The sequence below is a fragment of the Rhizobium sp. BK313 genome, from assembly GCF_014193655.1.
Taxonomy (GTDB): Bacteria; Pseudomonadota; Alphaproteobacteria; order Rhizobiales; family Rhizobiaceae; genus Rhizobium.
On sequence record NZ_JACHZQ010000001.1, the window covers coordinates 1,853,466 to 1,877,897 of the forward strand.

At 59.3% G+C, this 24,432-nt stretch carries 24 protein-coding genes; 10 read left to right on the forward strand and 14 right to left on the reverse strand.

All coding sequences use genetic code 11. The features are described 5' to 3' along the window. Positions 1–97: 97 nt before the first annotated feature. Positions 98–2,563 carry a penicillin-binding protein 1A gene (locus tag FHT86_RS08910; protein ID WP_133706460.1) on the reverse strand — a complete coding sequence of 822 codons (2,466 nt, stop codon included), beginning with the start codon at positions 2,561–2,563 and terminating at the stop codon, positions 98–100. Positions 2,564–2,824: 261 nt separating this feature from the next. Continuing rightward, positions 2,825–4,000, reverse strand: coding sequence for an N-acetylmuramoyl-L-alanine amidase (locus FHT86_RS08915; protein ID WP_409527584.1), 1,176 nt, complete (start codon positions 3,998–4,000; stop codon positions 2,825–2,827). Positions 4,001–4,723: 723 nt separating this feature from the next. Here FHT86_RS08915 and FHT86_RS08920 point away from each other — a divergent pair. Continuing rightward, positions 4,724–7,612 (forward strand): ribonuclease E/G, encoded by a 2,889-nt coding sequence (locus FHT86_RS08920; protein WP_133706462.1) that lies wholly within the window; start codon positions 4,724–4,726, stop codon positions 7,610–7,612. A gap of 198 nt (positions 7,613–7,810) precedes the next feature. On the opposite strand, the gene FHT86_RS08925 is transcribed toward FHT86_RS08920, so the two are convergent. Continuing rightward, positions 7,811–8,968: a pyridoxal phosphate-dependent aminotransferase gene (locus tag FHT86_RS08925; protein ID WP_133707114.1), complete on the reverse strand. Its 1,158-nt coding sequence runs from the start codon at positions 8,966–8,968 to the stop codon at positions 7,811–7,813. Between the two features lie 211 nt (positions 8,969–9,179). Here FHT86_RS08925 and FHT86_RS08930 point away from each other — a divergent pair, with 211 nt between their 5' ends. Further along, a complete protein-coding gene (locus tag FHT86_RS08930) occupies positions 9,180–9,947 on the forward strand; it encodes a DsbA family protein (RefSeq protein ID WP_133706463.1) in 768 nt (255 codons plus the stop codon). 281 nt (positions 9,948–10,228) lie between these two features. Here FHT86_RS08930 and FHT86_RS08935 read toward each other — a convergent pair whose 3' ends face one another. Then, positions 10,229–10,948, reverse strand: a complete 720-nt coding sequence (locus FHT86_RS08935) for an SDR family oxidoreductase (RefSeq protein ID WP_133706464.1) — start codon at positions 10,946–10,948, stop codon at positions 10,229–10,231. A 155-nt stretch (positions 10,949–11,103) separates the two neighbouring features. Between FHT86_RS08935 and FHT86_RS08940 the strand changes: the two genes are divergently transcribed. The 6 genes from FHT86_RS08940 (at position 11,104) to FHT86_RS08965 (ending at position 15,956) form a co-directional block, all read left to right on the forward strand. Beyond that, on the forward strand, positions 11,104–11,682 hold the full coding sequence (locus tag FHT86_RS08940; RefSeq protein ID WP_133706465.1) for a TetR/AcrR family transcriptional regulator: 579 nt from the start codon (positions 11,104–11,106) through the stop codon (positions 11,680–11,682). A gap of 291 nt (positions 11,683–11,973) precedes the next feature. Continuing rightward, the gene (gene aroQ, locus FHT86_RS08945) at positions 11,974–12,411 is read left to right on the forward strand and encodes a type II 3-dehydroquinate dehydratase (protein ID WP_133706466.1); all 438 of its coding nucleotides are present in this window, start codon (positions 11,974–11,976) and stop codon (positions 12,409–12,411) included. Between the two features lie 23 nt (positions 12,412–12,434). Continuing rightward, complete coding sequence (accB, locus tag FHT86_RS08950; protein WP_133706467.1) at positions 12,435–12,899, forward strand: acetyl-CoA carboxylase biotin carboxyl carrier protein; 465 nt, start codon at positions 12,435–12,437, stop codon at positions 12,897–12,899. 5 nt (positions 12,900–12,904) lie between these two features. Beyond that, entirely contained in the window at positions 12,905–14,257 is a 1,353-nt protein-coding gene (gene accC, locus FHT86_RS08955; RefSeq protein WP_183868562.1) for an acetyl-CoA carboxylase biotin carboxylase subunit, read from the forward strand. 3 nt (positions 14,258–14,260) lie between these two features. Further along, positions 14,261–14,884, forward strand: a complete 624-nt coding sequence (gene aat / locus FHT86_RS08960; RefSeq protein ID WP_133706469.1) for a leucyl/phenylalanyl-tRNA--protein transferase — start codon at positions 14,261–14,263, stop codon at positions 14,882–14,884. A 433-nt stretch (positions 14,885–15,317) separates the two neighbouring features. Continuing rightward, positions 15,318–15,956: a DUF1062 domain-containing protein gene (locus FHT86_RS08965; protein ID WP_133706470.1), complete on the forward strand. Its 639-nt coding sequence runs from the start codon at positions 15,318–15,320 to the stop codon at positions 15,954–15,956. Positions 15,957–16,039: 83 nt separating this feature from the next. On the opposite strand, the gene FHT86_RS08970 is transcribed toward FHT86_RS08965, so the two are convergent. The 6 genes from FHT86_RS08970 to FHT86_RS08995 all read right to left on the reverse strand — a co-directional run bounded on the left by FHT86_RS08970 (position 16,040) and on the right by FHT86_RS08995 (position 20,189). Beyond that, positions 16,040–16,480, reverse strand: coding sequence for a DUF2155 domain-containing protein (locus FHT86_RS08970; RefSeq protein WP_133706471.1), 441 nt, complete (start codon positions 16,478–16,480; stop codon positions 16,040–16,042). Between the two features lie 104 nt (positions 16,481–16,584). Next, positions 16,585–16,983: an NADH:ubiquinone oxidoreductase subunit NDUFA12 gene (locus FHT86_RS08975; protein WP_133706472.1), complete on the reverse strand. Its 399-nt coding sequence runs from the start codon at positions 16,981–16,983 to the stop codon at positions 16,585–16,587. 105 nt (positions 16,984–17,088) lie between these two features. Next, positions 17,089–17,562, reverse strand: coding sequence for a GNAT family N-acetyltransferase (locus tag FHT86_RS08980; RefSeq protein ID WP_246779411.1), 474 nt, complete (start codon positions 17,560–17,562; stop codon positions 17,089–17,091). Positions 17,563–17,577: 15 nt separating this feature from the next. Then, positions 17,578–18,081: a GNAT family N-acetyltransferase gene (locus FHT86_RS08985; RefSeq protein WP_133706474.1), complete on the reverse strand. Its 504-nt coding sequence runs from the start codon at positions 18,079–18,081 to the stop codon at positions 17,578–17,580. A 5-nt stretch (positions 18,082–18,086) separates the two neighbouring features. Then, complete coding sequence (gene gatB / locus FHT86_RS08990) at positions 18,087–19,592, reverse strand: Asp-tRNA(Asn)/Glu-tRNA(Gln) amidotransferase subunit GatB (protein WP_133706475.1); 1,506 nt, start codon at positions 19,590–19,592, stop codon at positions 18,087–18,089. A gap of 87 nt (positions 19,593–19,679) precedes the next feature. Continuing rightward, positions 19,680–20,189, reverse strand: a complete 510-nt coding sequence (locus tag FHT86_RS08995; RefSeq protein WP_133706476.1) for a GNAT family N-acetyltransferase — start codon at positions 20,187–20,189, stop codon at positions 19,680–19,682. Between the two features lie 300 nt (positions 20,190–20,489). Between FHT86_RS08995 and FHT86_RS09000 the strand changes: the two genes are divergently transcribed. Continuing rightward, on the forward strand, positions 20,490–20,747 hold the full coding sequence (locus tag FHT86_RS09000; RefSeq protein WP_133706477.1) for a YjhX family toxin: 258 nt from the start codon (positions 20,490–20,492) through the stop codon (positions 20,745–20,747). A 75-nt stretch (positions 20,748–20,822) separates the two neighbouring features. On the opposite strand, the gene gatA is transcribed toward FHT86_RS09000, so the two are convergent. From gatA to FHT86_RS09015, 3 genes are all read right to left on the reverse strand, one after another. Next, positions 20,823–22,304 carry an Asp-tRNA(Asn)/Glu-tRNA(Gln) amidotransferase subunit GatA gene (gene gatA / locus FHT86_RS09005; protein ID WP_133706478.1) on the reverse strand — a complete coding sequence of 494 codons (1,482 nt, stop codon included), beginning with the start codon at positions 22,302–22,304 and terminating at the stop codon, positions 20,823–20,825. A gap of 60 nt (positions 22,305–22,364) precedes the next feature. Further along, positions 22,365–22,652, reverse strand: a complete 288-nt coding sequence (gene gatC, locus FHT86_RS09010) for an Asp-tRNA(Asn)/Glu-tRNA(Gln) amidotransferase subunit GatC (RefSeq protein WP_133706479.1) — start codon at positions 22,650–22,652, stop codon at positions 22,365–22,367. Positions 22,653–22,720: 68 nt separating this feature from the next. Beyond that, entirely contained in the window at positions 22,721–23,431 is a 711-nt protein-coding gene (locus tag FHT86_RS09015; RefSeq protein WP_133706480.1) for a metal-dependent hydrolase, read from the reverse strand. 118 nt (positions 23,432–23,549) lie between these two features. Here FHT86_RS09015 and ruvX point away from each other — a divergent pair, with 118 nt between their 5' ends. After that, the gene (gene ruvX, locus FHT86_RS09020) at positions 23,550–24,044 is read left to right on the forward strand and encodes a Holliday junction resolvase RuvX (protein WP_133706481.1); all 495 of its coding nucleotides are present in this window, start codon (positions 23,550–23,552) and stop codon (positions 24,042–24,044) included. Here the strand turns inward: ruvX and FHT86_RS09025 are convergent. Then, positions 23,981–24,313: a DUF6105 family protein gene (locus FHT86_RS09025; protein ID WP_133706482.1), complete on the reverse strand. Its 333-nt coding sequence runs from the start codon at positions 24,311–24,313 to the stop codon at positions 23,981–23,983. The two genes, ruvX and FHT86_RS09025, sit on opposite strands and share 64 nt — an antisense overlap. Positions 24,314–24,432: the final 119 nt, after the last annotated feature.

Below are 24,432 nucleotides of genomic sequence, written 5' to 3' on the forward strand. Positions count from 1 at the left end.
GTGAACCGCTGTTCAATTCAAAGAGTGCTGGTGACATAGATATACATGCCGCGACTGTAAAGCCCCGCGGCAAGATCATTGGACAAACCCGATGGGATCAGAAGAGACCGCCCGCACCTGAAGTAACCGCCTGGTTGGCCTGCGGCGAGGTCTTCAAAATTTCCTCGGGCGCGACCTGCGCCGAGGCATCGCCGCCGCCAATGACCGTATAGGTCGTGGCCGGGCCGGTGCCGGGCTTGAAGGCCTCCATGATGGCGTCAGGATCACCGGGCTGTGCAGCCATGCCGGTCGCGCGGTTGACGGCCATCATGTTCATACCTGCCGGAACCTGAAACTTCTGCGGCGGCTGATCCTTGGTGGCGGCCTGCATGAACTCGTTGAAGATCGGCGCGGCAATCGAGCCGCCGGTCGCGCCGCGGCCGAGTGTGCTTGGCGTGTCGTAGCCGACATAAAGGCCGGCGACGAGGCTCGGCGTAAAGCCGACGAACCAGGCATCCTTTTCGTCGTTGGTCGTACCGGTCTTGCCGGCGACATCGGTATTGAGCTTCACCTTGCCGGCTGCCGTGCCACGAATGACGACGCCCTGCATCATCGACGTGACCTGATATGCAGTCATCGGATCAAGCACCTGCTCGCGATTGTCGGCAATGACGGGCTCATCCTGGTTCTGCCAGTCGCTGACGTTGCAGGTGTCGCAGACGCGTTCTTCGTGCTTGAAGATGGTCGCTCCGTAACGGTCTTGAATGCGGTCGATCAATGTCGGCTTGATCTGTTTGCCGCCATTGGCGATGACCGAATAGGCCGAAACCATGCGCAGCACCGTCGTTTCCCCGGCGCCAAGCGCCATGGCAAGCACCGGGTTCATTTTGTCGTAAATCCCGAAGCGGTCGGCATATTCGGCGACTAGCGGCATGCCCATATCGGCGGCGAGACGCACGGTCATCAGGTTGCGCGAATGCTCGATGGCAAAGCGCAGCGTATGGGCGCCGCCGCCCTCACCTTCATAGTTTTCCGGCTTCCAGACCTGCCCGTTGCTGAGCGTGATCTGGAGAGGATCGTCGAGAATGACCGAAGCCGGCGTGTAGCCATTGTCCATGGCCGCTGCGTAAACGAAGGGCTTGAAGGACGAGCCCGGCTGGCGCTTTGCCTGGGTGGCGCGGTTGAATTCCGACTGCGCATAGGAGAAGCCGCCGACCATGGCCAGCACGCGGCCGGTATGCGGGTCCATCGCAACGAGGCCACCCTGCACCTTCGGAGGCTGGCGGAGGCGATAGGTGCTAGAATCCGCATCGCCGGTCTTCTGCACGTAGATCACGTCACCAGGGTTCAGCACACCGTTCGGCGATTTCGCCGTCTTGCCGCCATTGGCGGAGCGATAAGCCCAGCGCATGTCTGCCGCGGCGATCGTACCACGCTTGCGGTCGGTCGCGACCTTGCCGGCGGCGTCGACATCCGGCTGCAGGCCGATATCGACTGTCTGGTCGGAAACGGAGAGCACAACGGCCAACTGCCATTCCGGCACATCACTAAAGGCCGGGATCTTGGCGAGCTCCGGACCCCAGTCCTGCGATGTCGCGATCTGCTTGATCGGCCCGTGGAAGCCGCGGCGCTCGTCATAGTCGACGAGACCGTCTTGTAGTGCCTTGCGCGCTTCCAGCTGCATTTGCGGATCGAGCGAGGTGCGTACCGAAAGCCCCCCCTCATAAAGCGTCTTCTCGCCATACTGGTCGATCAACTGGCGGCGGACTTCTTCGGAGAAATAATCAGAAGCGAAGAGCGACGGGCCGTTCTTCGGCGGCACGACGCCGAGCGGCTGCTTCTTGGCGTCTTCACCGTCGCTCTGGCTGACATAGCCATTCTCGACCATACGGTCGATGACCCAGTTGCGGCGGGTCATTGCAGCATCGGGGTGGCGGAACGGATTATAGTTGGACGGACCCTTGGGCAGCGAGGCGAGGTAGGCCGATTCGGCAATGGTCAGCTCGTTCACCGACTTGTCGAAATAGGTGAGCGCGGCACCGGCGATGCCATAGGAATTGAGGCCGAAATAAATCTCGTTGAGATAGAGTTCGAGGATCTTGTCCTTGCTGTAGGTCTGCTCGATGCGGAAGGAGAGGATCGCTTCCTTGATCTTGCGGTCGAAGGTCTGGTCGGCCGAAAGCAGGAAATTCTTGGCGACCTGCTGGGTTATGGTCGACGCGCCGACAAAACGGCGGCCGGAACCGATATTCTGGAGGTTGACCGCGACGGCGCGCATCAGGCCGCCGACGTCGACGCCGGGATGATTGTAGAAGTTCTTATCTTCCGCTGAGAGGAAAGCGGCCTTGACGCGGTCCGGAATGGCCTGGATCGGCAAGAACAGCCGGTTCTCCCGCGAATATTCCTTCATCAGCGCGCCGTTGCCGGCATGAATGCGAGTCGTCACCGGCGGCGCATACTTCGCGAGGACCTCGTAGTCGGGCAGATCCTTGGAGACGACGCTCAGATAAATAGCCGCCGCAGCCGCCGCACCCAGGAAGAGGATGCAGCCCAGTCCAAAGAAATATCCAATCAGTCTGACCATATGATGCTACCGGTGCTTCTTCTTCATGCGGCGCATGTGCGAGACCATCGCACATTCACGGGCGTTTTGCACGCTCACGGTGTTAATGCAAGACGGCAACGGCACAAAGCCGTGCATGCCGCCCGCGGGCAAACAATACTTCGCTGTAAAGGCGGGAATGTGAGCAAAATAGGGCTCACCGCCAGTATTCCTCACTTCATCCCAGCCCATAAGCAGTGGCTGTTACATGGAAGACACGAACGGCGCTCACCGTCCACATTCTCAGCCGCCGTTCGCAATGGTCGAAGCGCGGTATTGTTTCACGGCATCGGTCAGCCGGTCGGCCAATTTCTGCCGCCAATCGGGATCGAGCAGCAGCTTCTCATCATCCTTGTTCGAAAGGAAGCCAAGTTCGAGCAGAATGGAGGGAACATCGGGCGCCTGCAGCACCCGGAAGCCGGCATGGCGATGCGGATTGTTGATCATAGAGATCTGGCCATTGAACGAGGTCAGCACATCCTGCGCCAGCGATATGGAAAACGCCTGCGTCTCACGCCGCGTCAAATCCATCAGGATGTCGGCGACGGCCGCAGGCTGGGTCTGCGTCTCGGCACCGGCGAGCTGATCGGAATTGTTCTCGCGGTCGGCGACTTCACCTGCGAGCTTGTCGGAGGCCTTGTCGGAGATCGTGTAGACCGTGGCTCCTCGGATATCCTTCTGCTTCAGCGTGTCGGCATGCAGCGAGATGAACAGCGAGGCATGGTTCTGCCGGGCGATGGTCACCCGCTCCGACAGCGACAGATATTCATCCTTGTCGCGAGTCAGGAAGGCCTTGATGCCGGGTTGGGCGTTCAATTTGTCAGCCAGGAGCTTGGCGAAGGTGAGCGTGATTTCCTTTTCCTGCGTGACGCCGTCGCTGGCTGTCGCGCCGGCGTCTATACCGCCGTGACCGGCGTCGACAGCTACGAGGAACGTGCTCGGATCAGCCTTTTCGATCGGCGCCACCGGACCGACATCCTTTGCCGTGTCATCGTTGGTCCAGCTCTGCTGCTTGATAAGGTCAGCAAATTGCCCGGCAGGCAGCATCTCGGCGTCGAGGACAAGGCGATGCCCCTTGCCGCTTTCGTCGGGTTGCACCTTGGCCATGACCAGCTTCACCGGCTTGGTCGCGGTCAGCACGATGCGCGCGCTGTCCTCATCCATGGTGCCGTAGCGTATATCCTTGAAGAGGCCGATCGGCTTCAGATCAGCAGCCGGAAAGCCGAAGGCGGTTGCCGGAAGGTCGATGATGATGCGCACGGGGTTGTCGAGATAATGGACCGAGAACGTCGGCTCGCGGTCCAAATCGATGACGATTCGCGTGCGAGCATCGTCGCCGGCGATGCGTGCGCCATAGGCGAGCAACGGATCGGCTGCGGCCACAGCCGCCGCAGGCGGCGAAAGAATTGGAAGAGCCATCATTGTGAGGGCCACTGCTGCAATTCGCAAAGCCCTCACGCCATTCTCCGTCGCATGCCGCAATCCCTTTAACAACTGCCCACCGCGCCCCATATTGATTCTGACGCTGTTTTTGAAGTCCAAAAATAACGGGAAAACCACGGATGACGCGATAGTGCCGATGTGATGGCGCGCCGGGAGAAGAATCGGAAACGCCGTCCCCGCACCTTCATCATACGACGAATCCATCAATATTATGGCATACTTGGCTTTCCCCTTGCTATTGTGACAGATAAAACATACAACGCATATTAGGGTAGAAGTGTTGACGGGATAGAGTCGCCGCAAAGGCAGCCGCCTCGAGTACTAGGCGCCATAAGCGGCCGTCATCCGCCGTCTCCAGTGCTTCTGCTCCTATACTGGATATCTGAATTTCCGGTTTGCGCGGGAAATTCATCGGTGGAGAGCCACCAAACGCTCTTTAGAGAGCACATTCATCGGACCCGTTTGTTGGGTCTTAGGCATTGTCGATCTCGTTTGGTTACGGATGGTACCGCAGCAGCTTTTTCAGGAAGTGAACAGACCCCGGGGAACTGATGTCCCGGCCGTTGTCTGGCTGCTGTCATCGCAAAACAACCAATCGCGACTTTCATTATCCGGTGCAGCAATGGTGGATTGCATCCAGCCTGTCCTAGCGACAGGCGGGCCCCTTTCCGCATGCGGGCGCCGAGGAGCACAGCTTTCATGGCAGACAAAATGCTTATCGATGCGTCTCACGAGGAAGAGACGCGTGTTGTTGTCGTTCGCGGGAACCGCATAGAAGAATTTGACTTCGAGTCGCAGCACAAGAAGCAAATCCGCGGCAACATCTATCTCGCCAAGGTGACGAGGGTCGAGCCCTCGCTACAGGCCGCCTTCGTGGATTACGGCGGCAACCGGCATGGATTCCTGGCCTTTGCCGAAATCCATCCTGACTACTACCAGATCCCGCTCGCCGACCGGCAGGCGCTCTTGAAGGCGGAAGCCGAAGAGCATCGCCGCGACGACGATGTCGAACATGTCGAAACCGCGCTCGATCTTTCCCAGCAGGAACAGCCTGACATCGGCATCGTCCATAAGGACGAAGCCGAAGCCGATATTGCGCAAGAGGCCCCTGCCCTCGAGGTAGCGGCTCCCGCCGAAGAAGAGGCTCCGGTAAAGAAGGCCAAGCCGCGCCGCAGCCGCAAGAAGGTGGTTGCGGAAGCTCCTGCCGACGAGGCGCCGGCAGTCGAAGCGACAGCAACGGTCGACGCACCCAGCGAGGACGAAGAAGGCCCGTCCGGCGAAATGGCCGCGATGGTCGAAACCGACTCGATTTCCGAAGACGTCGACGTTTCCAAGCGCCGTCATGACGATGACGACGACGATGATCACGACCAGGAAGAAGAAGTGATCGAATCCGTCGGCGCCGAAGACGCGATGGAAGAAGTTCCGGATCGCGTACAGCGCAAGCCGCGCAAGCAGTATCGCATCCAGGAAGTCATCAAGCGCCGGCAGATCCTGTTGGTGCAGGTCGCCAAGGAAGAGCGCGGCAACAAGGGTGCGGCGCTGACCACCTATCTCTCGCTTGCCGGCCGCTATTCGGTCCTGATGCCGAACACGGCGCGTGGCGGCGGCATCTCCCGCAAGATCACCAATCCGCAGGACCGCAAGCGCCTCAAGGAAATCGCAAAGATGCTCGAAGTGCCGCAGGGCATGGGCGTCATCCTGCGCACCGCCGGTGCCAACCGCACCAAGGTCGAAGTCAAGCGCGACTTCGAATATCTGATGCGCCTGTGGGAAAACGTCCGCACCCTGACGCTCGCTTCGACAGCACCTTGCCTCGTCTACGAAGAAGGCAGCCTGATCAAGCGCTCGATCCGCGACCTCTACAACAAGGACATCAGCGAAATCATCGTGGCCGGTGAAGAAGGCTACCGTGAAGCAAAAGACTTCATGAAGATGCTGATGCCGAGCCACGCCAAGGTGGTTCAGCCCTATCGCGACATTCATCCGATCTTCTCGCGCTCCGGCATCGAGGCACAGCTCGACCGCATGCTGCAGCCGCAGGTGACGTTGCGCTCCGGCGGCTATTTGATCATGAACCAGACGGAAGCGCTGGTTTCGATCGACGTCAACTCCGGCCGTTCAACGCGTGAACACTCGATCGAAGATACCGCCCTGCAGACCAATCTGGAAGCAGCGGAAGAAATCGCGCGCCAGCTGCGCCTGCGTGACCTTGCCGGCTTGATCGTCATCGACTTCATCGACATGGAAGAAAAGCGCAATAACCGCGCAGTCGAGAAGAAGCTGAAGGAATGCCTGAAGAATGACCGCGCCCGCATCCAGGTCGGCCGCATCTCGCATTTCGGCCTATTGGAGATGTCGCGTCAGCGCATCCGCGCTTCCGTTCTCGAAAGCACCACGCAGATCTGCTCGCATTGCGGCGGCACCGGCCACGTGCGCTCACAGTCTTCCGTTGCACTGCATGTTCTGCGCGGCATCGAAGAATATCTGCTGAAGAACACGACGCACGACATCACCGTGCGTACGACGCCGGATATTGCCCTCTACCTGCTCAACCACAAGCGCCAGACGATCGTCGATTACGAAAGCCGCTTTGGCGTCTCCATCGTCATCGGCGCCGACAATGCCGTCGGCACTCAGCATTTTGCGATCGACCGCGGCGAGCCGGTGGAAAATCCGGTGAAGATCGAATCTCTGTTCAACTTCGCCGCCATTCCGGAGGATGAGGACGACGATATCGTCATCGAGGCCGACGAGGACGAAGACGAAGAGCTCGAAGAAAAGGCCGCTAGCGTCGAGCAGCAGCCGGTCGCCCGCTCCGAAACCAATGAAGGCGGCCGCAAGCGCAAGCGCCGCCGCCGCCGTCGCGGTCGTGGCAGTGACGCCCAGGTAGCTTCCGAGTCGGCCGACACCTCCCGAGAGGATGGTGACGAGGACGCTGATGAAGGCGACGAGGACGACAATAGCGGCAGCAGCGAGGTCTCTGCCGTGTCCAGCGACGATGGTCAGCAGAAGCGCAAGCGCCGCCGCCGCGGCAAGCGTGGTGGCCGCCGCAACCGGGACGGTGAGGGCAATGAATTGGCCGCCGGCAGCGAAGCAGCCGGTTCCGACGAAGGTGCTGACGATGAGGATGACGGCGAAGACGATGTCGCTGTAACCGTCGCCGAAATTGTTGTTGTCGAAGGCGAAGCCGCCGTCGAAAGCCAGCCGGCTATGGCGGCTGTCGAGACCGCAGCCGTGGTCGCCGAAGACGTGAAGCCCGCCAAGAGCCGCAGCCGTCGCAAGCCGAAGGCAGAAGCGTCGCCCGTTGAAGCGCCGGTCGCTGAAGAGGCGCCCGCGGTTGACGTCGAGGCCGAAACGGTTGCAGAAATCGCTGGTGATCTTGACATTGCCGTCGAACCGATAGCCGCAGCAGAGCCCGAAGTGACCGAGGCCGAAGCCAAGCCGGCACGCGCCAACCGCGAGTCGAACGTCTCCTCCTCCGAGCCGGTGGTCAGATCCACCCGCACGAGCGAAGGCGGCGAGGGCGAGGGCGAGCCGACCAAGCCGAAGAAGGCTGGTTGGTGGCAGCGCCGCGGTTTCTTCTGAACACTGCTGTTTGGAACGAGATAAACAAAATCCGGCCGTGGCAACGCGGCCGGATTTTTGTTTTGGACGACCGTAGCGGATAGGGTCGATATGCGTCTTGGTGTTGCCGTAAGGTGCTCACACAGCGCCTTCGCAGCCTTAGTTCAAGTACTTCCTAAAATACTTTCAAAACTCACCGCAAATCTCTGATACAAGACTCTATTTCAGCCACGCCGCCATGCGTTCCGCCGCTTCCTCGATCTCCGCGTTCGAGCCTGCATAGGAGATCCGCATCGCCCGGTGTCCTTCGATTGGATCGAAGTCGAGGCCGGGTGTAGCGGCGACGTTGATTTCGGCCAGCATCTTGCGGGCGAAGGCCATGCTGTCGTTGGTGAACCGGCTGACATCGACATAGGCGTAGAAGGCACCGTCCATCGGTGAAGCGATGGAGAAGCCGATCTCCGGCAGGCGACGCATCAGGAAATCGCGGTTGCGGCGATAGCTCTCGCGGTAGACGTCCAGCTCGGCCCCTGCCCCGAGCGCCGCCGCAGCGGCGATCTGCGAGAGTTCAGGCGCTGAGATATAGAGGCTCTGAGCGACGCGCTCGATCGGGCGCACCAGACGCTCCGGCAACACCATCCAGCCAATGCGCCAGCCGGTCATGCAATAATATTTCGAAAAGGAATTGATGACGATCGCCTCGTCGGTCAGCTCCAGCGCGCTCGTCTCCTCGCCGACGAAGGTCAGGCCGTGATAGATTTCGTCGGATATGAAAGCGATCGCACGGTCGGCGCAATAGTCGGCAAGCGCTTTTAGCGCCGCCCTGCCCGTCACCGTGCCGGTCGGATTGGCGGGGCTTGCGAGCAGCACGCCCTTCAGCCGCTTGCCGCTGGCCGCTTGCGCAGCCTCCAGGCTTTCCGGTGTCAGCGTGAATTGCGTTTCGGCGGTGACGGGTACTTCCAGGACATCGAGCCCAAGGGCAGCGAGAATATTGCGATAGGCCGGATAGCCGGGCCGGGCGATGGCGACACTGTCGCCGGGATCGAACAGCGTCAGAAAGGCGAGATTGAAACCAGCCGACGAACCGGTGGTGATCGCGATCCGCGCGGGATCGATGGTCAGCCCGTGGCGAACTCGGTAGTGACCGGCAAGTGCTTGTTTCAGCGCCAGCGTGCCAAGAGCGTCCGTGTAGCCGATGCGCCCGTGACCGAGCGCTTCGCGTGCCGCCTCAAGTGCCGCCTGCGGCGTTGGATGCGACGGCTGGCCGACAGCCATCGAGATAACGGCATGTCCCGCCTGACGCCGACGCGTCGCCTCCGCCAGTACATCCATGGCATGGAAGGGCTCGACATCACTGCGTTTGGATAGGGAAAACAAGGTCAATTCTTTCTCGGATCGGACTAGCGCCAGACAATTGCCGCAATATCAGCCTGTTCACAATCCCGCGATTGCGGCTTTGTCGTGAAAATTCCTGTTTCTGGAAATAAGCATGCACCGTAAATTGCACATAGGCATTTGTGGATTTTAACCTCGCGGTGATATCCCCAACCAAACGATGAGTCTCCGCACCTACCCAAACGAGGATCCGATGACCCTTTTTTCCAAGACCCTGCTGACGGCTTCAGCGATCGCCATCGCCGCATCGTTCGCCACGGTCCAGCCCGCAGCCGCGCTGGATGACCAGCAGAAGAAGGAGTTCGGGGAATTCATCAAGGAATATCTCGTCGAGCATCCGGAAGTTCTGCTGGACGCACAAGCGGCGCTCGAGAAAAAACAGGAGGAAGCGCGCCTTGCCCAGTCTGCTAAGGCTGTCGCTCAAAACAAAGACGCCATCTTCAATTCCAAGGATGATGTCACGATCGGCAATCCTAAGGGCAACGTCACCGTCGTCGAATTCTTCGATTATAATTGCACCTATTGCCGTCATGCGCTTGGCGACATGGACACGCTGCTGAAACAGGACACGAACGTACGTTTCGTGCTGAAGGAATTCCCGATCCTCGGGCCGGATTCGGTTGCCGCATCCAGAGTATCCGACGCTTTCCGTAAGCTGGCTCCGGAAAAATATGCAGAGTTTCACCGTGCGCTGCTTGGCAGCGACGGCCGCGCCTCAGAAGACAGCGCCATCGACGTCGCGACCTCGCTTGGCGTCAACGAAGCGGCAATCCGCGCCGAAATGGCGAAGAGCCCGAACAATGATTCGGTCAAGGCCACGTATCAGCTCGCCTCCGATCTCAACCTCACCGGCACGCCGGCCTATGTCATCGGCGACGAGACGATCTCGGGCGCCATCGGTCTCGAGGCCATTCAACAAAAGATCGCCAATGTCCGCAGTTGCGGCAAGACCACCTGCTAAATTTGGGTTGAGGGCTCGCTTTATCAGAGCCAGACGATGATGGCCGCTGCTACGCATTCTGAGAAGGTGCAGGGGCACGCAGCGGTCGCAGCGGGCGTAACGCCATAGATCAATACATCAAATTACTCCCGGCAGCGGCGGCTCGCCAACCATTGAATCAGTCGGTGGATGGCGCCGCAGGTGGCAAATGCCACCTGCTCTGCTAGCCAGAAGTGGCCACATCAGTTAGACAGAACCTAACGCAGACCTATGGAATGACGGAAACTCTCGTCGTCCCAAGCTCAGGCCTCGATGGCCATGGCTTCTTCAAGCCGACGCCCATCGTTGGCCCACAGATGCTCGATCTGCAAGGCTGTCGGATCGGGGAAGATATAGACGTCGCCGTTCTCGATTCCTCGGACAATGTTCGTGGCTACATGTTCCGGCGTGGCTTTTTCGAGAGGAACGTCCCTTGCCAATTCTGTATCGACAGGACCCGGATAGATGCCGATGACATCGATGCCAGATTTTTTCAAAGTTCCTCGAAGCGTCTGCGTCAGCGACTGCAGAGCAGCCTTCGACGCGGAATAACTACCCAAAGGCGGCGCGGAAACAAGCCCAACAATGCTGACGACATTGACAATCGTCCCAGAACCGCGGGCAATGAACCGCGGGGTAAACGCGCGAATAACGCGAAGCGTCCCATAGAAGTTTGTCTTCATATCAGCGTCGAGCGCATCGTGTGGGCTGGTGATGAAGTCGCTGAATGCAAGACTGCCGGCGTTATTTAACAATACATCGATATCTACCGCACCCTCAGACGCGCGGTTGACCGAGCCCTCATCTGTTATGTCGAGCTGCATCGGCACAACCCGAGCGTCACCGAAATCGGGAAGGGTCTCCAGACTGCGAGCGCAGGCGTAGATCTTTTTCACATCGGCTCGCAGGAGCTCTCTAACTGTCGCTGCTCCAATGCCGCGGTTTGCTCCAGAAACTAGGACGACTTTGTTCTTCAATGACATGATGTTCCTTTCTGATTGATTGCTTCTGTCGGCGAGCAGTGGAGGTCAAGGCGACAAAGTAAACAATTCTGTTTACATGCCGCATGTAAAACAGATCTGTTTACCGAGTCAACGAATTTTGGTAGATGTGCTGCATATTTCACCAAGGAGCATCCATGTCTGGCGAGGCGCCGGTTCCGGCTAAGAAACTTGAAATCCTGAAACTGGCCTTTGATCGTTTCTACGACGGCGGGTTTCACGCTACCGGCATCGACACGGTCATGGCCGACAGCGGAATTTCGAAACGCACGCTTTACAAGTATTTCCCGTCAAAGGAGGATTTGATCGAGGCAGTGCTGGATCAATATGGCCAGGGCATTGCTAGTGCATTTTTTGGCCCGGTGATGGGTGCCAATAGCGATGCCCACCAACAAATCCTCGCTTGTTTTGATAGCCGCCGGATGATGCTGGAAGCGGATCGGCGAGGCTGCCTAGGGATAAAGGCATCGCAAGAATATGTCGGAAAGCATGAGGGAATTGCATCTCGCGGCAAAGCACTCGGTTTCTATGTCGAGCAGCGCTTCATTGAAATGTGCGAGCGCTTGGAGGTGTCAGAGCCCGCCGTCTTGGGAAAGCAGGTCGCTATTTTGTTTCAGGGGGCACTTCTCTTGTCGCAGGTATATGGAAACGCCGATCCTTTTGTGTCCGCCAAGGCTGCGGTGGAAATCCTTTTGGAAAATGCGGCACGACAATGAGAGGGCGGTCGATCGGATTCTATCGACCCTGACGATTTGGATCAGCACATTCTGGATCTCGGCATGGATGCTGTTCCTAGGTGCCGTCACTGCGCCAAGCATCTCTCCCAACAGGCAATGAATCTAGAAGCAGGCCTGATCCTCTCCTAAATCGCACCGATTTGGGGATCAGGCGCAAAATCGCCAAAATCAGAGCGTTTCCACACTTGCACAAACGCAACTCTGCCCTGGGGGCTTTCCTATATGCCGTTGGGAGGCTATAGGTTGCGCTGCAATTTGACGGAACCTCTAATGGCGCAAACCATTTTCGTCCTGAACGGACCCAATTTGAATGCCCTTGGCAAGCGCGAGCCAGGCATCTATGGCGGCAAGACACTCAAGGATATCGAAGCCGATTGCAAATCCGTGGGCGAAAGCCTCGGCTTCATTGTTGACTTTCGCCAGAGCAATCATGAAGGCGTGCTGGTCGACTGGCTGCACGAAGCCGGAGACGTCGCCGCCGGCATCGCCATCAACCCCGGCGCTTATGGCCATACGTCGATCGCGCTTCATGACGCCATCCGAGCCATTTCCATTCCGGTAGTGGAGGTTCACATCTCCAATATTCACGCGCGCGAAGAATTCCGGCATAAATCGATGATCGCGCCCGCTGCCAAGGGCATGATCTGCGGTTTCGGACCCCATAGCTATATCCTGGCGCTGCATGCGCTGAAATCCATCACGCAATAACAAGAATACAGGGCAAAACATCCATGGCTGAAAAGAAATTGGGCATCGACCAGGCGCTGATTCGCGACCTCGCCAATATTCTCAACGAAACCGATCTGACCGAGATCGAAGTCGAGCAGGAAGATCTGCGCATCCGTGTTTCCCGCGCCGGCACGCCGCAATATGTTCAGGCACCGATCGCAGCACCCGCTTATGCTGCAGCGGCGCCCGCCGCTCCGGCTGCGGCTGCTCCCGCCGGCAAGTCGCGCAACCCGGACAACGTCGTCAGCGCACCGATGGTCGGCACGGTCTACATGGCACCCGCTCCGGGCGCTGCCGCGTTCATTGAGGTCGGTGCCTCCGTCAAGGAGGGCCAGACGCTGCTGATCATCGAAGCCATGAAGACGATGAACCAGATTCCTGCGCCCAAGTCCGGCGTTGTGACCGAAATCCTCATTCAGGACGGACGCCCGGTCGAATACGGCGAAGCCCTGGTCGTCATCGAGTAGGCCATATGCCCATGATTTCGAAGATACTCATAGCCAATCGCGGAGAGATCGCCCTTCGTGTACTGCGCGCCTGCAAGGAGCTCGGCATTGCGAGCGTCGCGGTGCATTCGACCGCCGACGCCGACGCGATGCATGTGCGCCTGGCGGATGAAAGCGTGTGCATCGGCCCGCCGCCGTCGCGCGAAAGCTATCTCAACATCCACCAGATCGTCGCAGCCTGCGAGATCACCGGTGCCGACGCCGTGCATCCGGGCTATGGGTTCCTGTCGGAGAACGCCAAGTTCGCCGATATTCTCGAAGCGCATGGCATTACCTTCATCGGCCCGACCGCGGAGCATATCCGCATCATGGGCGATAAGATCACCGCCAAGACGACGGCGCAGCAGCTCGGCATTCCCGTCGTTCCCGGCTCGGACGGCGAAGTGAAGACCGAGGCGGAAGCGCTGAAGACGGCGAAGGAAATCGGCTACCCCGTGCTAATCAAGGCGACCGCCGGCGGCGGCGGACGCGGCATGAAGGTGGCGCGCACGGAAGCCGATGTCATCGAAGCCTGGTCGACAGCACGCACTGAAGCGGCAGCCGCCTTCGGCAACGAATCCGTCTACATGGAAAAATATCTCGGCAAGCCGCGCCACATCGAAATCCAGGTGTTCGGCGACGGCGAAGGCAATGCCGTGCATCTTGGAGAGCGCGACTGCTCGCTGCAGCGCCGCCACCAGAAGGTCTGGGAAGAGGCCAATTCACCGGCGCTCAACGTCGAGCAGCGCATGAAGATTGGCCAGGTCTGCGCCGACGCGATGAGGAAGCTGAAGTACCGCGGCGCCGGCACGATCGAGTTCCTCTACGAGAACGGTGAGTTCTATTTCATCGAAATGAACACCCGCCTGCAGGTGGAACATCCGGTTACCGAAGCCATTACCGGCATCGATCTCGTGCATGAACAGATCCGCGTCGCCTCGGGTGGCGGCCTTTCCGTGACACAGGAAGATGTGCACTTCCACGGGCACGCCATCGAATGCCGCATCAATGCCGAGGACGCACGCACCTTCGTGCCCTCTCCCGGCACGATCACGCATTTCCATGCGCCTGGCGGCCTTGGTGTGCGCATCGATTCGGGCGCCTATCAGGGTTACAAGATCCCGCCCTATTACGACAGCCTGATCGGCAAGCTGATTGTGCACGGCCGCACCCGCGTCGAATGCATGATGCGTCTGCGCCGCGCGCTCGACGAATTCGTGGTCGATGGCATCAAGACCACCCTGCCGCTGTTCCAGGACCTTGTTTCCAACCAGGATATCGCCAACGGCGATTATGATATCCACTGGCTGGAAGACTATCTGGCGAAAGGCTCGGCTTAACCGATGGCAGGACCGCGCGGTAGAAATCCCGGCATTACTCCGGAGATTCTGCTGCGCGCCTATTCCATCGGGCTCTTCCCAATGGCGGAATCGGCTGATGATCCGGAAATCTTCTGGGTCGAACCGGAGCTACGCGGCGTGCTGCCGCTCGACACTTTTCACGTTTCGAAAAGCCTGGCGAAGACCATCCGCCGCAAGCCCTTCGATATTCGTTTCAACACGGATTTCGACGCCGTCATCGCTGCCTGCGCCGAGCAGACTAACGGCCGGCCGAGCACCTGGATCAACAAGACCATCAGGTCGCTCTATTCGACGCTCAACCATATCGGTCACGCCCATTCCGTCGAAGCTTGGGAGGACGGCAAACTGGTCGGCGGGCTCTATGGCGTATCGCTGGGCTCGGCCTTCTTCGGCGAGAGCATGTTTTCACGCCGCACAGACGCCTCGAAGATCTGTCTTGTCTGTCTCGTCGAGCGCCTCAGACAGCGCGGCTTCACTTTGCTCGATACTCAATTCACCACCGAGCATTTGAGGACATTCGGCGCGATCGACGTGCCGAAGGATGAATACGCAAAGATGCTGGAGAAAGCGATGGAATCGCCCAATCTGAGCTTCTCAGGCGGTTGAAATTCCACAATCCGGATCGCCGCCATGGCATGACGGACATGATCGCCGTTGGCACTGAATTGAAGATCGTAGCGAAGCTCCCCTTCCTGCAGGTTGTCATCGACTTTTCCGTGCATCAACGGCTTTAAATCTGTGGTTTTATTTGCTAACGCTCAACATGAAGAGCGTTGGTGCATTGAGGTTCCACTTTGCCGTCGTAAATACCGGTCTCATCCAATTTCACCCTGTATGTCAGGGCAGCATTATTGCTGCCGGACGTATGATCACGTTCATCGGGTGGTGGCCTGAGACCGGTTTGGCATTGTTGAAATGCGCCATGCGCAGCCATTGCTGTCTCAGCTCTTCAGCCGTCCGAAACATCGCCACGCCGCGCCCGTAATGGGCTTGTCTTATCGCCAACTTGGTGAACTTCCGAACGGAAGACCAAGACGGTATGTGCAATATTCTGAAGGTCCGATGGACCATCAATCCTCGAACGGCCCCTCAGCCGTGGATCGCCTGCAGCGGATGCGGTTGCCTCAAACCTTTCAAGTCCAGCGGCAAGATCAGGCTCAACGCCAACGGCAAAAAACTCGATGCCTGGCTCGTCTATAGATGCACGGACTGCGACAAGACATGGAACCGGACGCTCTTCGAGCGCCAGACCATTCGTGATCTCAATCCCCTTGTTCTGGAGGCGATGCAAGGCAACGATCGCGAGTGGATACGGGCGCGGGAATTCGATCTCGATGCCGTGAGGCGCAAGGCTCAACGTATTGACGAGTTTGCCGATGCCGATGTTCAAAAAGAGGTGCTGGACGAACCGGAAAGCTGGACAATGCTGGAAATCGATTTGGTGGCCACGCTTCCCATCAGTGCGCGTCTGGACCGCCTTCTCGCCTCGGAGTTCGGCATCTCACGATCCCGGCTTCAGGCTTTGCATGAAGGGGCGAAGCTGAAAATCCATCCGGATCGCGCCGATGCCATACGGCGAAGGGTCAAGGATGGCTCGCGCATTGTTGTCGATCTCTCTAACGAAACCGATCGGCATTTTATTTGGAAAGCCGCCACTTCTGGCACAGAGGCCGGCTGACCAGATTGCCGCAGGATTGCTCGCGACAGCCTCGCTTTCGTGAGCCAATCTTGCGGCATTACCAATGTTTGGAGAGAATCGCTTTACTTGGCGCCGGCGCTATCCGGCGGCGGGATGTCTGACTTCTGCTTGCACTCTTTCAGCCAGACGTCATAGATCGGATGTTCGACGGCGTTGAGGCCCGGGCTGTCGGCGAACATCCAGCCGGTGAAGATGCGGCGGATGCGGCGGTCGAGGGTGATCTCGTCCACCTCGACAAAGCCGTCGACCTTCTGCTGCTCGGTATCGTCACGCGAATAGCAAGCCTTCGGCGTCACCTGGAGGGCGCCGAACTGCACGGTCTCGTTGATGTAGACATCGAAGGTGGTGATGCGGCCGGTGATCTTGTCGAGGCCGGAGAAGACGGCGACGGGGTTGGAGATGCGGGCCGCTTCGGCGGATGGCGGCAACAGAACGCCCGCAGCAAGGGCAAGCGCTACTCCCGATATCGCACGCAAAGAAGCGCTCCGCGTGAAAAACGTCATATCCGCCAATCTCCGCTTGGTCTCGGTCAAAGCGCCGAGCACGAGCCGGCATGTACTGCGCCTAAAGGTCAATTGTGGCCAAAGGACGGGCCGGCCTTCTATGCTCAGTTGCCCGGGGTCCAGGCATCGTAGTCGCCGGTGACGCGCGGACGTTCGCCGGCAACGGCGAGCGAACCCGGCGGACGATAGGCCTGCGGCGAGCCGGTCTGGTTGGCGCGATGATCCTTTTCCCATTCCTTGGCGACGTAATTATCCTTGGTCGGCGGAACGTCGGTGCGGTGGTGCATCCAGCCATGCCAGCCCGGAGGAATGGCCGAAGCTTCGGCATATCCCTTGTAGATCACCCAGCGCTTCGGGAGGCCGTAAGAGGACATGCCGCCTTCATAATAGACATTGCCGAATTCATCCTCGCCAACACGCTTGCCGAACCGCCAGGTCGCAAAGCGGGTGCCCATCGTCTGACCATTCCACCACGTGAAGGTTTGCACGAGTAAATTCCACATGTCTTTATCCTTGTGCCCGTTGGGAGCAGGCGAAACCAGAATTCGATCGTTTGCTTATGCCGCCTGACAAACCGATTGTCCAGAGATTCGCATGGGAAACGCGCTTCATTTCAAGGCCATCTTGAAGCCGAGATGGCTCGGCCTGAAACCCAATCTCTCATAGAAACGATGGGCATCCTTGCGAAGGGCGTTCGAGGTAAGCTGCACCAACCGCACGCCGCGGCCTTTTGCCTCGGCGATGCAAAAATTGATCATCGCGGCACCAATCCCCTGCCCGCGCAGATCCGAGCGCGTCTGAACGGCTTCGATGATCATCGAGGAAGAACCGCGGCCAGTCAGCGATGTCGTGATCATGGTCTGGAACGTGCCGGCGACCTCGCCGCTGAGTTCGGCGACATAGAGCGTCTGGTCCGGCGAAGATTGGATGGTGCGAAAAGCACTCAGGTAATCGTCATAAGCCGCCAGATCGTTAGTATCGCCATGACCGCCGAGGCCATCGGCGGCGAAGAGCGCTATCAAAGCCGAAAGGTCGCCCTCGCGGGCTTCGCGGATCAACAGATCGGTTCCTTTCGTGGTCAAATTCTTTCGATCCATTTAGTGGCTTGCCAGCCGCTTCTCAAATACCAACGCCGGAATGCCCGACTGTCCCGGGCCAGCATTCTCGTTGCGGCCGACTTCGGCAAAACCGTGGGCCTCGTAGAAGGCGATCGCTTCGGCATTCTCAGGCTCGACATCAAGCCGCATGACCTCGGCGTCCGGAAAGCAGGTTTCGAGCTCGGCGAAGATATCGCGACCGATGCCGTTGCGCTGCAGTGAGGGGCGGACATAGAGCATATGCAGAAGAACGGTCTTGGTCATCTGCTCGGACATGACGGCATAACCCATGCCGCCGATATCTTCGCCATTGTCCGCCACCAGGAACTCCGAATGCCGCTTCGCCAACCGCGCTCTCAGCTTGGCCGGCGACAAAAGAAGTTCGATCAGTTCATCGACCTTCGCCGCGCCGTAGTGCCGGTCATAGGCGGCATGCCATGTCTCCACGAGCAGGTCGTGGACCTTCCCGAGATCCTGCTCGCCGGCCGTGCGGACGAAATACACTGGGCCTATTCCTCTTCGATGCCGAGCTTGGCCTTGACGAGAGCCTGCACGGCCTGCGGATTGGCCTTGCCACCGGTCGACTTCATCACCTGACCGACGAACCAGCCGGCAAGCGTCGGCTTGGCTTTGACCTTGGCAACCTGATCCGGATTTGCGGCGATGATCTCGTCGACGGCCTTCTCGATGGCGCCGGTATCGGTGACCTGCTTCATGCCGCGGGCTTCGACGATCTCGGTCGGGTCGCCACCTTCGGTGAGCACGATCTCGAACAGGTCCTTGGCGATCTTGCCGGAGATGGTTTCGGCCTTGATCAGGTCGATGATGGCGCCGAGCTGGGTGGGCGAAACCGGAGTCTCTTCAATGGTTTTGCCGGTCCTGTTCAAGGCGCCCAAGAGGTCGTTGATCACCCAGTTTGCCGCGATCTTACCGTCACGGCCAGCGGCGACAGCCTCGAAATAATCGGCAATCGCCTTTTCCGAGACAAGCACCGAGGCGTCATAGACCGACAGGCCAAGCTCGCGCACGAAGCGCTCCTTCTTGTCGTCGGGCAGTTCCGGCAGATGCACTTCCAGATCCTTGATGAAGGCATCGTCGAATTCGAGCGGCAGCAGATCTGGATCGGGGAAGTAGCGGTAGTCGTGCGCGTCTTCCTTCGAGCGCATGGAGCGGGTCTCGCCCTTGTTCGGATCGAACAGACGGGTTTCCTGGTCGATCGCGCCGCCGTCCTCCAGAATGCCGATCTGGCGGCGTGCTTCGTATTCGATCGCCTGGCCGATGAAGCGGATGGAATTGACGTTCTTGATCTCGCAGCGCGTGCCGAACTCGCCGCCGGGGCGGCGTACGGAGACGTTGACGTCGGCGCGCATGGAGCCTTCGTCCATGTTGCCATCGCAGGTGCCGAGATAGCGCACGATCGAGCGCAGCTTGGTCATGTAGGCCTTCGCCTCATCCGACGAACGCATGTCCGGCTTCGAAACGATTTCCATCAGCGCCACGCCGGATCGGTTCAGGTCGACATAGGACATAGTAGCGTGCTGGTCGTGCATCGACTTGCCGGCATCCTGCTCCAGGTGCAAGCGTTCGATGCCGATCTCGATGTCCTCGAACTGGCCTTGGCGATCCGGACCGAGCGAGATGACGATCTTGCCCTCGCCGACGATCGGGTCCTTATACTGCGAGATCTGATAGCCTTGCGGCAGATCGGGATAGAAATAGTTCTTGCGGTCGAAGACCGAGCGCTTGTTGATCTGAGCCTTCAGGCCGAGACCGGTGCGCACAGCCTGCTTGACGCATTCCTCATTGATGACGGGCAGCATGCCCGGCATGGCAGCGTCGACCAGCGAGACATTGGAATTCTGCGGCTTGCCGAACTCGGTCGAAGCACCGGAGAAGAGCTTGGATTTGCTCAACACCTGGGCATGGACTTCCATCCCGACGACAACTTCCCAATCACCGGTGGCACCGGGAATGAAGCGCTTCGGATCTGGCGTACGGACGTCGACAATGGTCATGAGAGGCTCTTGAGATGCTGTTCTTCTGAACTTTGTGAGGTAGAGCAATTGGCGGTGCGGTGCAAGGCTTTCAGCACCGCGCGGAACCTATATGCCCAAGCCATAGGTTCCGTCGCTGCTATCGAGCAGCGCTTTTGAAAGTCCGACGGTCGGCACGTCACGATCGAGCTTCGGAGAATAGTCGACGGAGAGCCAATGGATGGCATAGCCATGCGCCTTGAAGAATTCGATCGCATCGGTGTTGCCGGCGTGAGTCTGCACTGCGACCTTCTCCAGCCCCTGCCCGAGAACGTCCTTCTCGATCTGTGCCAGCAGCGCGGAACCAAGTCCCCGTCGCAAATGATCGGGATCGATCCAGAAATCGGAGATATTCTCATCCAGGGCCTCACGCGCCGCCCAACCGGCGACCAGCCCGTTCAGCTCCACGACGGTGATCGTCAGCCAGGCCCCGCGGGTGAAATTCGAGAAGGCTTCGCTGGCGCTTTCCAACAACGCATCCGTGCCGCCGATCGATCCCATGGCCGTCTGCCATGACCGCAGGCCGATATTGACCAATATCTCCGTCTCTCCCTCGTGCGCATTGCGAATATGGATCATCGGGCCCCCGCCGTTTTCGACAGTAAAACACCGGAAAAGGGCTTTTTCCAGCCGCCAAATGAGATTGGGCGCGCGATGGCGGCCTATGTTTAACAAGGGTGAAACTTGACCGCTGGCTACAACCTGCGTTAGGCTCGCGGTGTCGATGGAGTTTTGATGTCCACCTTTTCTCAGACCCGGTAAAGGCCCCGCCCGCAAGTCTTCTTGCGCGCTGGGCCCGAAACGAAGCCCCGACTTCCACTAACGGGAGCGTCGGATCGTTTTGTTGCGCCTTATGGCGCTTTCCGGATCTTGACAACCATGGACATTTCCCGCGCTGAACAGCGCATCCTGCATTTGCTCGCCCAAGGCGGCCGCATCGAAATCAACCGCTCTGAAAACAAAAAGATAGAGACCGCTAGTTGCTTCACACGCGACGGCTGGCTCTATCCCGGTTTCGGGCTCGAGCTCTTCCGCAAACTCAAACGCCTGAGGGCCATAAAATCCTCCGGCGGTCATCCTTATCGGATTACCGAGCAGGGATTGAGGTTGGTGAGGGCGCAGCTGGACAATAGATAAACTGAAGACAGTGGGGCCCTCACGGAGCTCCAGTTTATCTTTTGCAGTTTTGATGCAGGCGTTACTGGCCGCTGTTTACCACCACTTCGCCGGGGTGAACCTGCCGGCGGCCTGTTCGATGACATGCGCTGTCCTGAACAGCGTCTCTTCGTCGAACGGCTTGCCGATGAGCTGCAGGCCGAGCGGCAGGCCCTTCGGGTCGAGGCCGGCGGGGACGGCGATGCCGGGGAGACCGGCCATGTTGACCGTCACCGTGAAGATGTCGTTGAGGTACATCTTGACCGGATCGGAAGCGAGGTTCTCGTCGGCAATGCCGAAGGCCGATGACGGCGTGGCGGGCGTGAGGATGGCGTCGACGCCGGCGTGGAAGGCGAGTTCGAAGTCGCGCTTGATCAGCGTGCGGACCTTCTGGGCACGCAGGTAATAAGCGTCGTAGTAGCCGGCTGACAGCACGTAGGTGCCGATCATGATGCGGCGCTTGACTTCCTGGCCGAAGCCCGCAGCGCGCGTCTTCTCGTACATGTCGACGATATCCTTGCCGTCGACGCGCAGGCCGTAACGCACGCCATCGTAGCGTGCGAGGTTCGACGAGGCTTCGGCCGGCGCTACGATGTAATAGGCTGGCAAAGCGTATTTCGTGTGCGGCAGGGAGATGTTGACGATCTCGGCGCCCGCATCCTTCAGCCAGGCGATGCCCTGCTGCCAGAGCGTTTCGATCTCTTCCGGCATGCCATCGACGCGGTATTCGTTCGGGATGCCGATTTTCATGCCCTTCAGCGACTGGCCGAGCGAGGCTTCGTAGTCCGGCACCGGCAGATCGACGGAGGTCGTATCCTTGGTATCGACGCTGGCCATTGATTTCAGCAGGATCGCCGCATCGCGGACGTCGCGGGCGATCGGACCGGCCTGGTCAAGCGAGGAGGCGAAGGCGACGACGCCCCAGCGCGAGCAGCGGCCATAGGTCGGCTTGATGCCAACCGTGCCGGTGAAGGCAGCAGGCTGGCGGATGGAGCCGCCGGTGTCGGTAGCAGTCGCGCCGGCGCAGAGATGCGCGGCGACGGCAGCGGCCGAACCGCCGGAGGAACCTCCGGGAACGAGCTGCTGGTTGGAGCCGGCAGCGCGCCAAGGGTTGATGACCGGGCCGTAGTAGGAGGTCTCGTTGGAGGAGCCCATGGCGAACTCATCCATGTTGAGTTTGCCCAGCATGACGGCGCCGTCATTCCAAAGGTTCTGGGTAACGGTCGACTCGTAGCGTGGCTCGAAACCGTCGAGAATGTGGCTGCAGGCCTGGGTGTGGACGCCTTCGGTTCCGAACAGGTCCTTAATGCCCAGTGGAATGCCTTCAAGCGCCCCGGCCTTGCCGGCGGCAAGACGCGCGTCCGATGCCTTGGCCATATCGCGCGCCTTTTCCGGCGTCACCTTGACATAGGCGTTGAACTGACCATTGGCCGCGTCGATCGCCGAGAGATAGGCCTCGGTCAGTTCGGTAGCGGTGATGTCCTTGGCGCGCAGCTTGTCGCGGGCTTCGGCAATGGTCAGGCTGGTCAGTTCGCTCATCGTGTTTCGCTTCAGATTTGGAAAAAGGGCAATGGGTCGGAACAGGCTCGAAGCGAGCCGTTATTCGACGACTTTGGGCACCATGAAGAAATTATGATCTGTGACCGGCGCGTTGGCGACGATGTCGGAGGCCTTACTGCCGTCGGTAACATCGTCTGTTCGCTTCTTCATCGCCATTGGCGTGACGGAGGTCATGGCCTCGACACCATCGACATTCACTTCGGAAAGCTGCTCGACGAAGCCCAGGATGCCGTTCAGTTCGCCCATCATCCGCTCGGCCTCGTCATTGCTGACGGCGATGCGGGCAAGATGGGCGACGCGTTTCACGGTGGCAAGATCGACGGACATGGCATTCTCCGGATAGGATTTTCCTACCCGCTATAAAGACCATGTCCGCCATACGCAACGTACTTTTGTTAGGCGGAAACGCTCTCGCCCGGCTTGGGCGCTGCGACCGCCGTCTTCGAACCTTCGAGGCCAGCGATGAACTTTTCCGGTGTCTGGTCGATGATCGGGAAAGTGCCGTAGTGGCAGGGAATGGCGGTCTTGAAGTTGAAGAAGCGCTGGCAGGCGAGCGCGGCAACGGCGCCGCCCATGGTGAAGCGGTCGCCGATCGGCACGATGCCGATGTCCGGCCGGTGCAGTTCGTTGATCAGGCCCATGTCGGAGAAGATGTCCGTATCGCCCATGTGGAACAGCGTCGGCTCGTCATCGAAATGCAGCATCAGGCCGTTCGGGTTGCCAAGAGAATGCGAAACACCGTCCTCAGTGAGCTGGGCGGACGAATGCAGCGCATTGGTGAAGGTGGCCGAAAAGCCGCCGAGACCGACCGTACCGCCGGTATTGCCCATTTCCAGCTTCTCTACACCCTTGGAGCCGAGCCAGGCGGCGAGATCGGCATTGGCGAGAACGACGGCGCCGGTGTCCTTGGCGATCTGAACGGTATCGCCGACATGATCGGCATGGCCGTGGGTCAAAAGAATATGCGTGACGCCGGCGGCGGCATCCTTGATGCAGAGCCCCGTGCCGGCGAAGGACTGATTATAGCTCAGAAAAGGGTCGATAAGGATTTTCGCCTTGGCCGTTTCGATACGGAAAGCGGCGTGGCCGAGCCAAGTGATCTTCATGGATTTTCTCCTTAATGCTTGATTTCAAATGCAAGACTGGTGTCTTAGGACATATCCGAAACCGCCACAAAGAAAAGCGGTGCCGACTTCAATTTGTTTTGACGGGGATGAGAGCCTGATGACGACGCTGACCATTGAAGACCTCGCCGTTATGCTCCTGCCCAGCCAGCCGATCGCCGGGCTCGATCTCGGCACCAAGACAATCGGGCTCGCCATGTCCGATCTCGGCCGGCGGTTCGCGACGCCGCGTCCGGTGATCAAGCGCGTAAAGTTCACACAGGATGCCCAGGTGCTGCTTGCCTTCGCCGAAAAGGAAAAAGTCGCGGCCTTCGTCATCGGCCTGCCGATGAACATGGATGGTTCGGCCGGGCCCCGCGTGCAGGCGACGCGGGCCTTCGTGCGCAGCATGGCCGACAAGACCGCCCTGCCCTTCGTCTTCTGGGATGAGCGGTTGTCAACCGTCGCTGCCGAGCGGGCGCTCCTGGAAATGGACGTGTCACGCGCCAAGCGCGCCGAGCGCATCGACTCGGCCGCCGCCAGCTTCATTCTTCAGGGAGCTTTGGACAGGCTTTCGGCGCTCGGCAGGCCGGTGTTTCCCGATCTCGAGGCCTGACGGCTCTTCCACCATGCCAGGATGACGGCGCGTTTGCGAAAGCCGAGGATGGCGAAGACCAACAGGCTGTCGAACGCGATGGCACGGGCGACCAACGGCGGAATGGTCTCGGGCGGAATGCCGAGGATCTTGCCATAGATCTGGAAGACGAGGTCGTGCATCTGCCGCGTGAACATGAAGACGCCGAAACTCATGTCGTAGTACGACAGGTAGTACCACGCCCCGAGAAACGAGACAGGCGCGGCCCAGAATATCAGCAACCACTTCATGCGGTTCCCCTTCGACGCTGGTATTGCGTCGCTTCAGTCGAAAGGACCAGCCAATTCGACAGTGCCATGGCGCTCAACACCAGTGCCGGCACAGTTATATCTAGTGCCAGAACGGCGAA

What these genes read in the sequence shown, in the direction of transcription:
- FHT86_RS09025 (WP_133706482.1), bottom strand. Translation starts at nt 24,313, where the DNA reads ATGAAGTGGTTGCTGATATTCTGGGCCGCGCCTGTCTCGTTTCTCGGG.
- gatA (WP_133706478.1), bottom strand. Translation starts at nt 22,304, where the DNA reads ATGAGCGAACTGACCAGCCTGACCATTGCCGAAGCCCGCGACAAGCTG.
- gatB (WP_133706475.1), bottom strand. Translation starts at nt 19,592, where the DNA reads ATGACCATTGTCGACGTCCGTACGCCAGATCCGAAGCGCTTCATTCCC.
- FHT86_RS08940 (WP_133706465.1), top strand. Translation starts at nt 11,104, where the DNA reads ATGTCTGGCGAGGCGCCGGTTCCGGCTAAGAAACTTGAAATCCTGAAA.
- aroQ (WP_133706466.1), top strand. Translation starts at nt 11,974, where the DNA reads ATGGCGCAAACCATTTTCGTCCTGAACGGACCCAATTTGAATGCCCTT.
- FHT86_RS08915 (WP_409527584.1), bottom strand. Translation starts at nt 4,000, where the DNA reads ATGGCTCTTCCAATTCTTTCGCCGCCTGCGGCGGCTGTGGCCGCAGCC.
- FHT86_RS08930 (WP_133706463.1), top strand. Translation starts at nt 9,180, where the DNA reads ATGACCCTTTTTTCCAAGACCCTGCTGACGGCTTCAGCGATCGCCATC.
- gatC (WP_133706479.1), bottom strand. Translation starts at nt 22,652, where the DNA reads ATGTCCGTCGATCTTGCCACCGTGAAACGCGTCGCCCATCTTGCCCGC.
- accB (WP_133706467.1), top strand. Translation starts at nt 12,435, where the DNA reads ATGGCTGAAAAGAAATTGGGCATCGACCAGGCGCTGATTCGCGACCTC.
- FHT86_RS08975 (WP_133706472.1), bottom strand. Translation starts at nt 16,983, where the DNA reads ATGTGGAATTTACTCGTGCAAACCTTCACGTGGTGGAATGGTCAGACG.
- FHT86_RS08935 (WP_133706464.1), bottom strand. Translation starts at nt 10,948, where the DNA reads ATGTCATTGAAGAACAAAGTCGTCCTAGTTTCTGGAGCAAACCGCGGC.
- FHT86_RS08965 (WP_133706470.1), top strand. Translation starts at nt 15,318, where the DNA reads ATGTGCAATATTCTGAAGGTCCGATGGACCATCAATCCTCGAACGGCC.
- FHT86_RS08970 (WP_133706471.1), bottom strand. Translation starts at nt 16,480, where the DNA reads ATGACGTTTTTCACGCGGAGCGCTTCTTTGCGTGCGATATCGGGAGTA.
- FHT86_RS08910 (WP_133706460.1), bottom strand. Translation starts at nt 2,563, where the DNA reads ATGGTCAGACTGATTGGATATTTCTTTGGACTGGGCTGCATCCTCTTC.
- aat (WP_133706469.1), top strand. Translation starts at nt 14,261, where the DNA reads ATGGCAGGACCGCGCGGTAGAAATCCCGGCATTACTCCGGAGATTCTG.
- FHT86_RS08920 (WP_133706462.1), top strand. Translation starts at nt 4,724, where the DNA reads ATGGCAGACAAAATGCTTATCGATGCGTCTCACGAGGAAGAGACGCGT.
- ruvX (WP_133706481.1), top strand. Translation starts at nt 23,550, where the DNA reads ATGACGACGCTGACCATTGAAGACCTCGCCGTTATGCTCCTGCCCAGC.
- FHT86_RS08995 (WP_133706476.1), bottom strand. Translation starts at nt 20,189, where the DNA reads ATGATCCATATTCGCAATGCGCACGAGGGAGAGACGGAGATATTGGTC.
- accC (WP_183868562.1), top strand. Translation starts at nt 12,905, where the DNA reads ATGCCCATGATTTCGAAGATACTCATAGCCAATCGCGGAGAGATCGCC.
- FHT86_RS09000 (WP_133706477.1), top strand. Translation starts at nt 20,490, where the DNA reads ATGGACATTTCCCGCGCTGAACAGCGCATCCTGCATTTGCTCGCCCAA.
- FHT86_RS09015 (WP_133706480.1), bottom strand. Translation starts at nt 23,431, where the DNA reads ATGAAGATCACTTGGCTCGGCCACGCCGCTTTCCGTATCGAAACGGCC.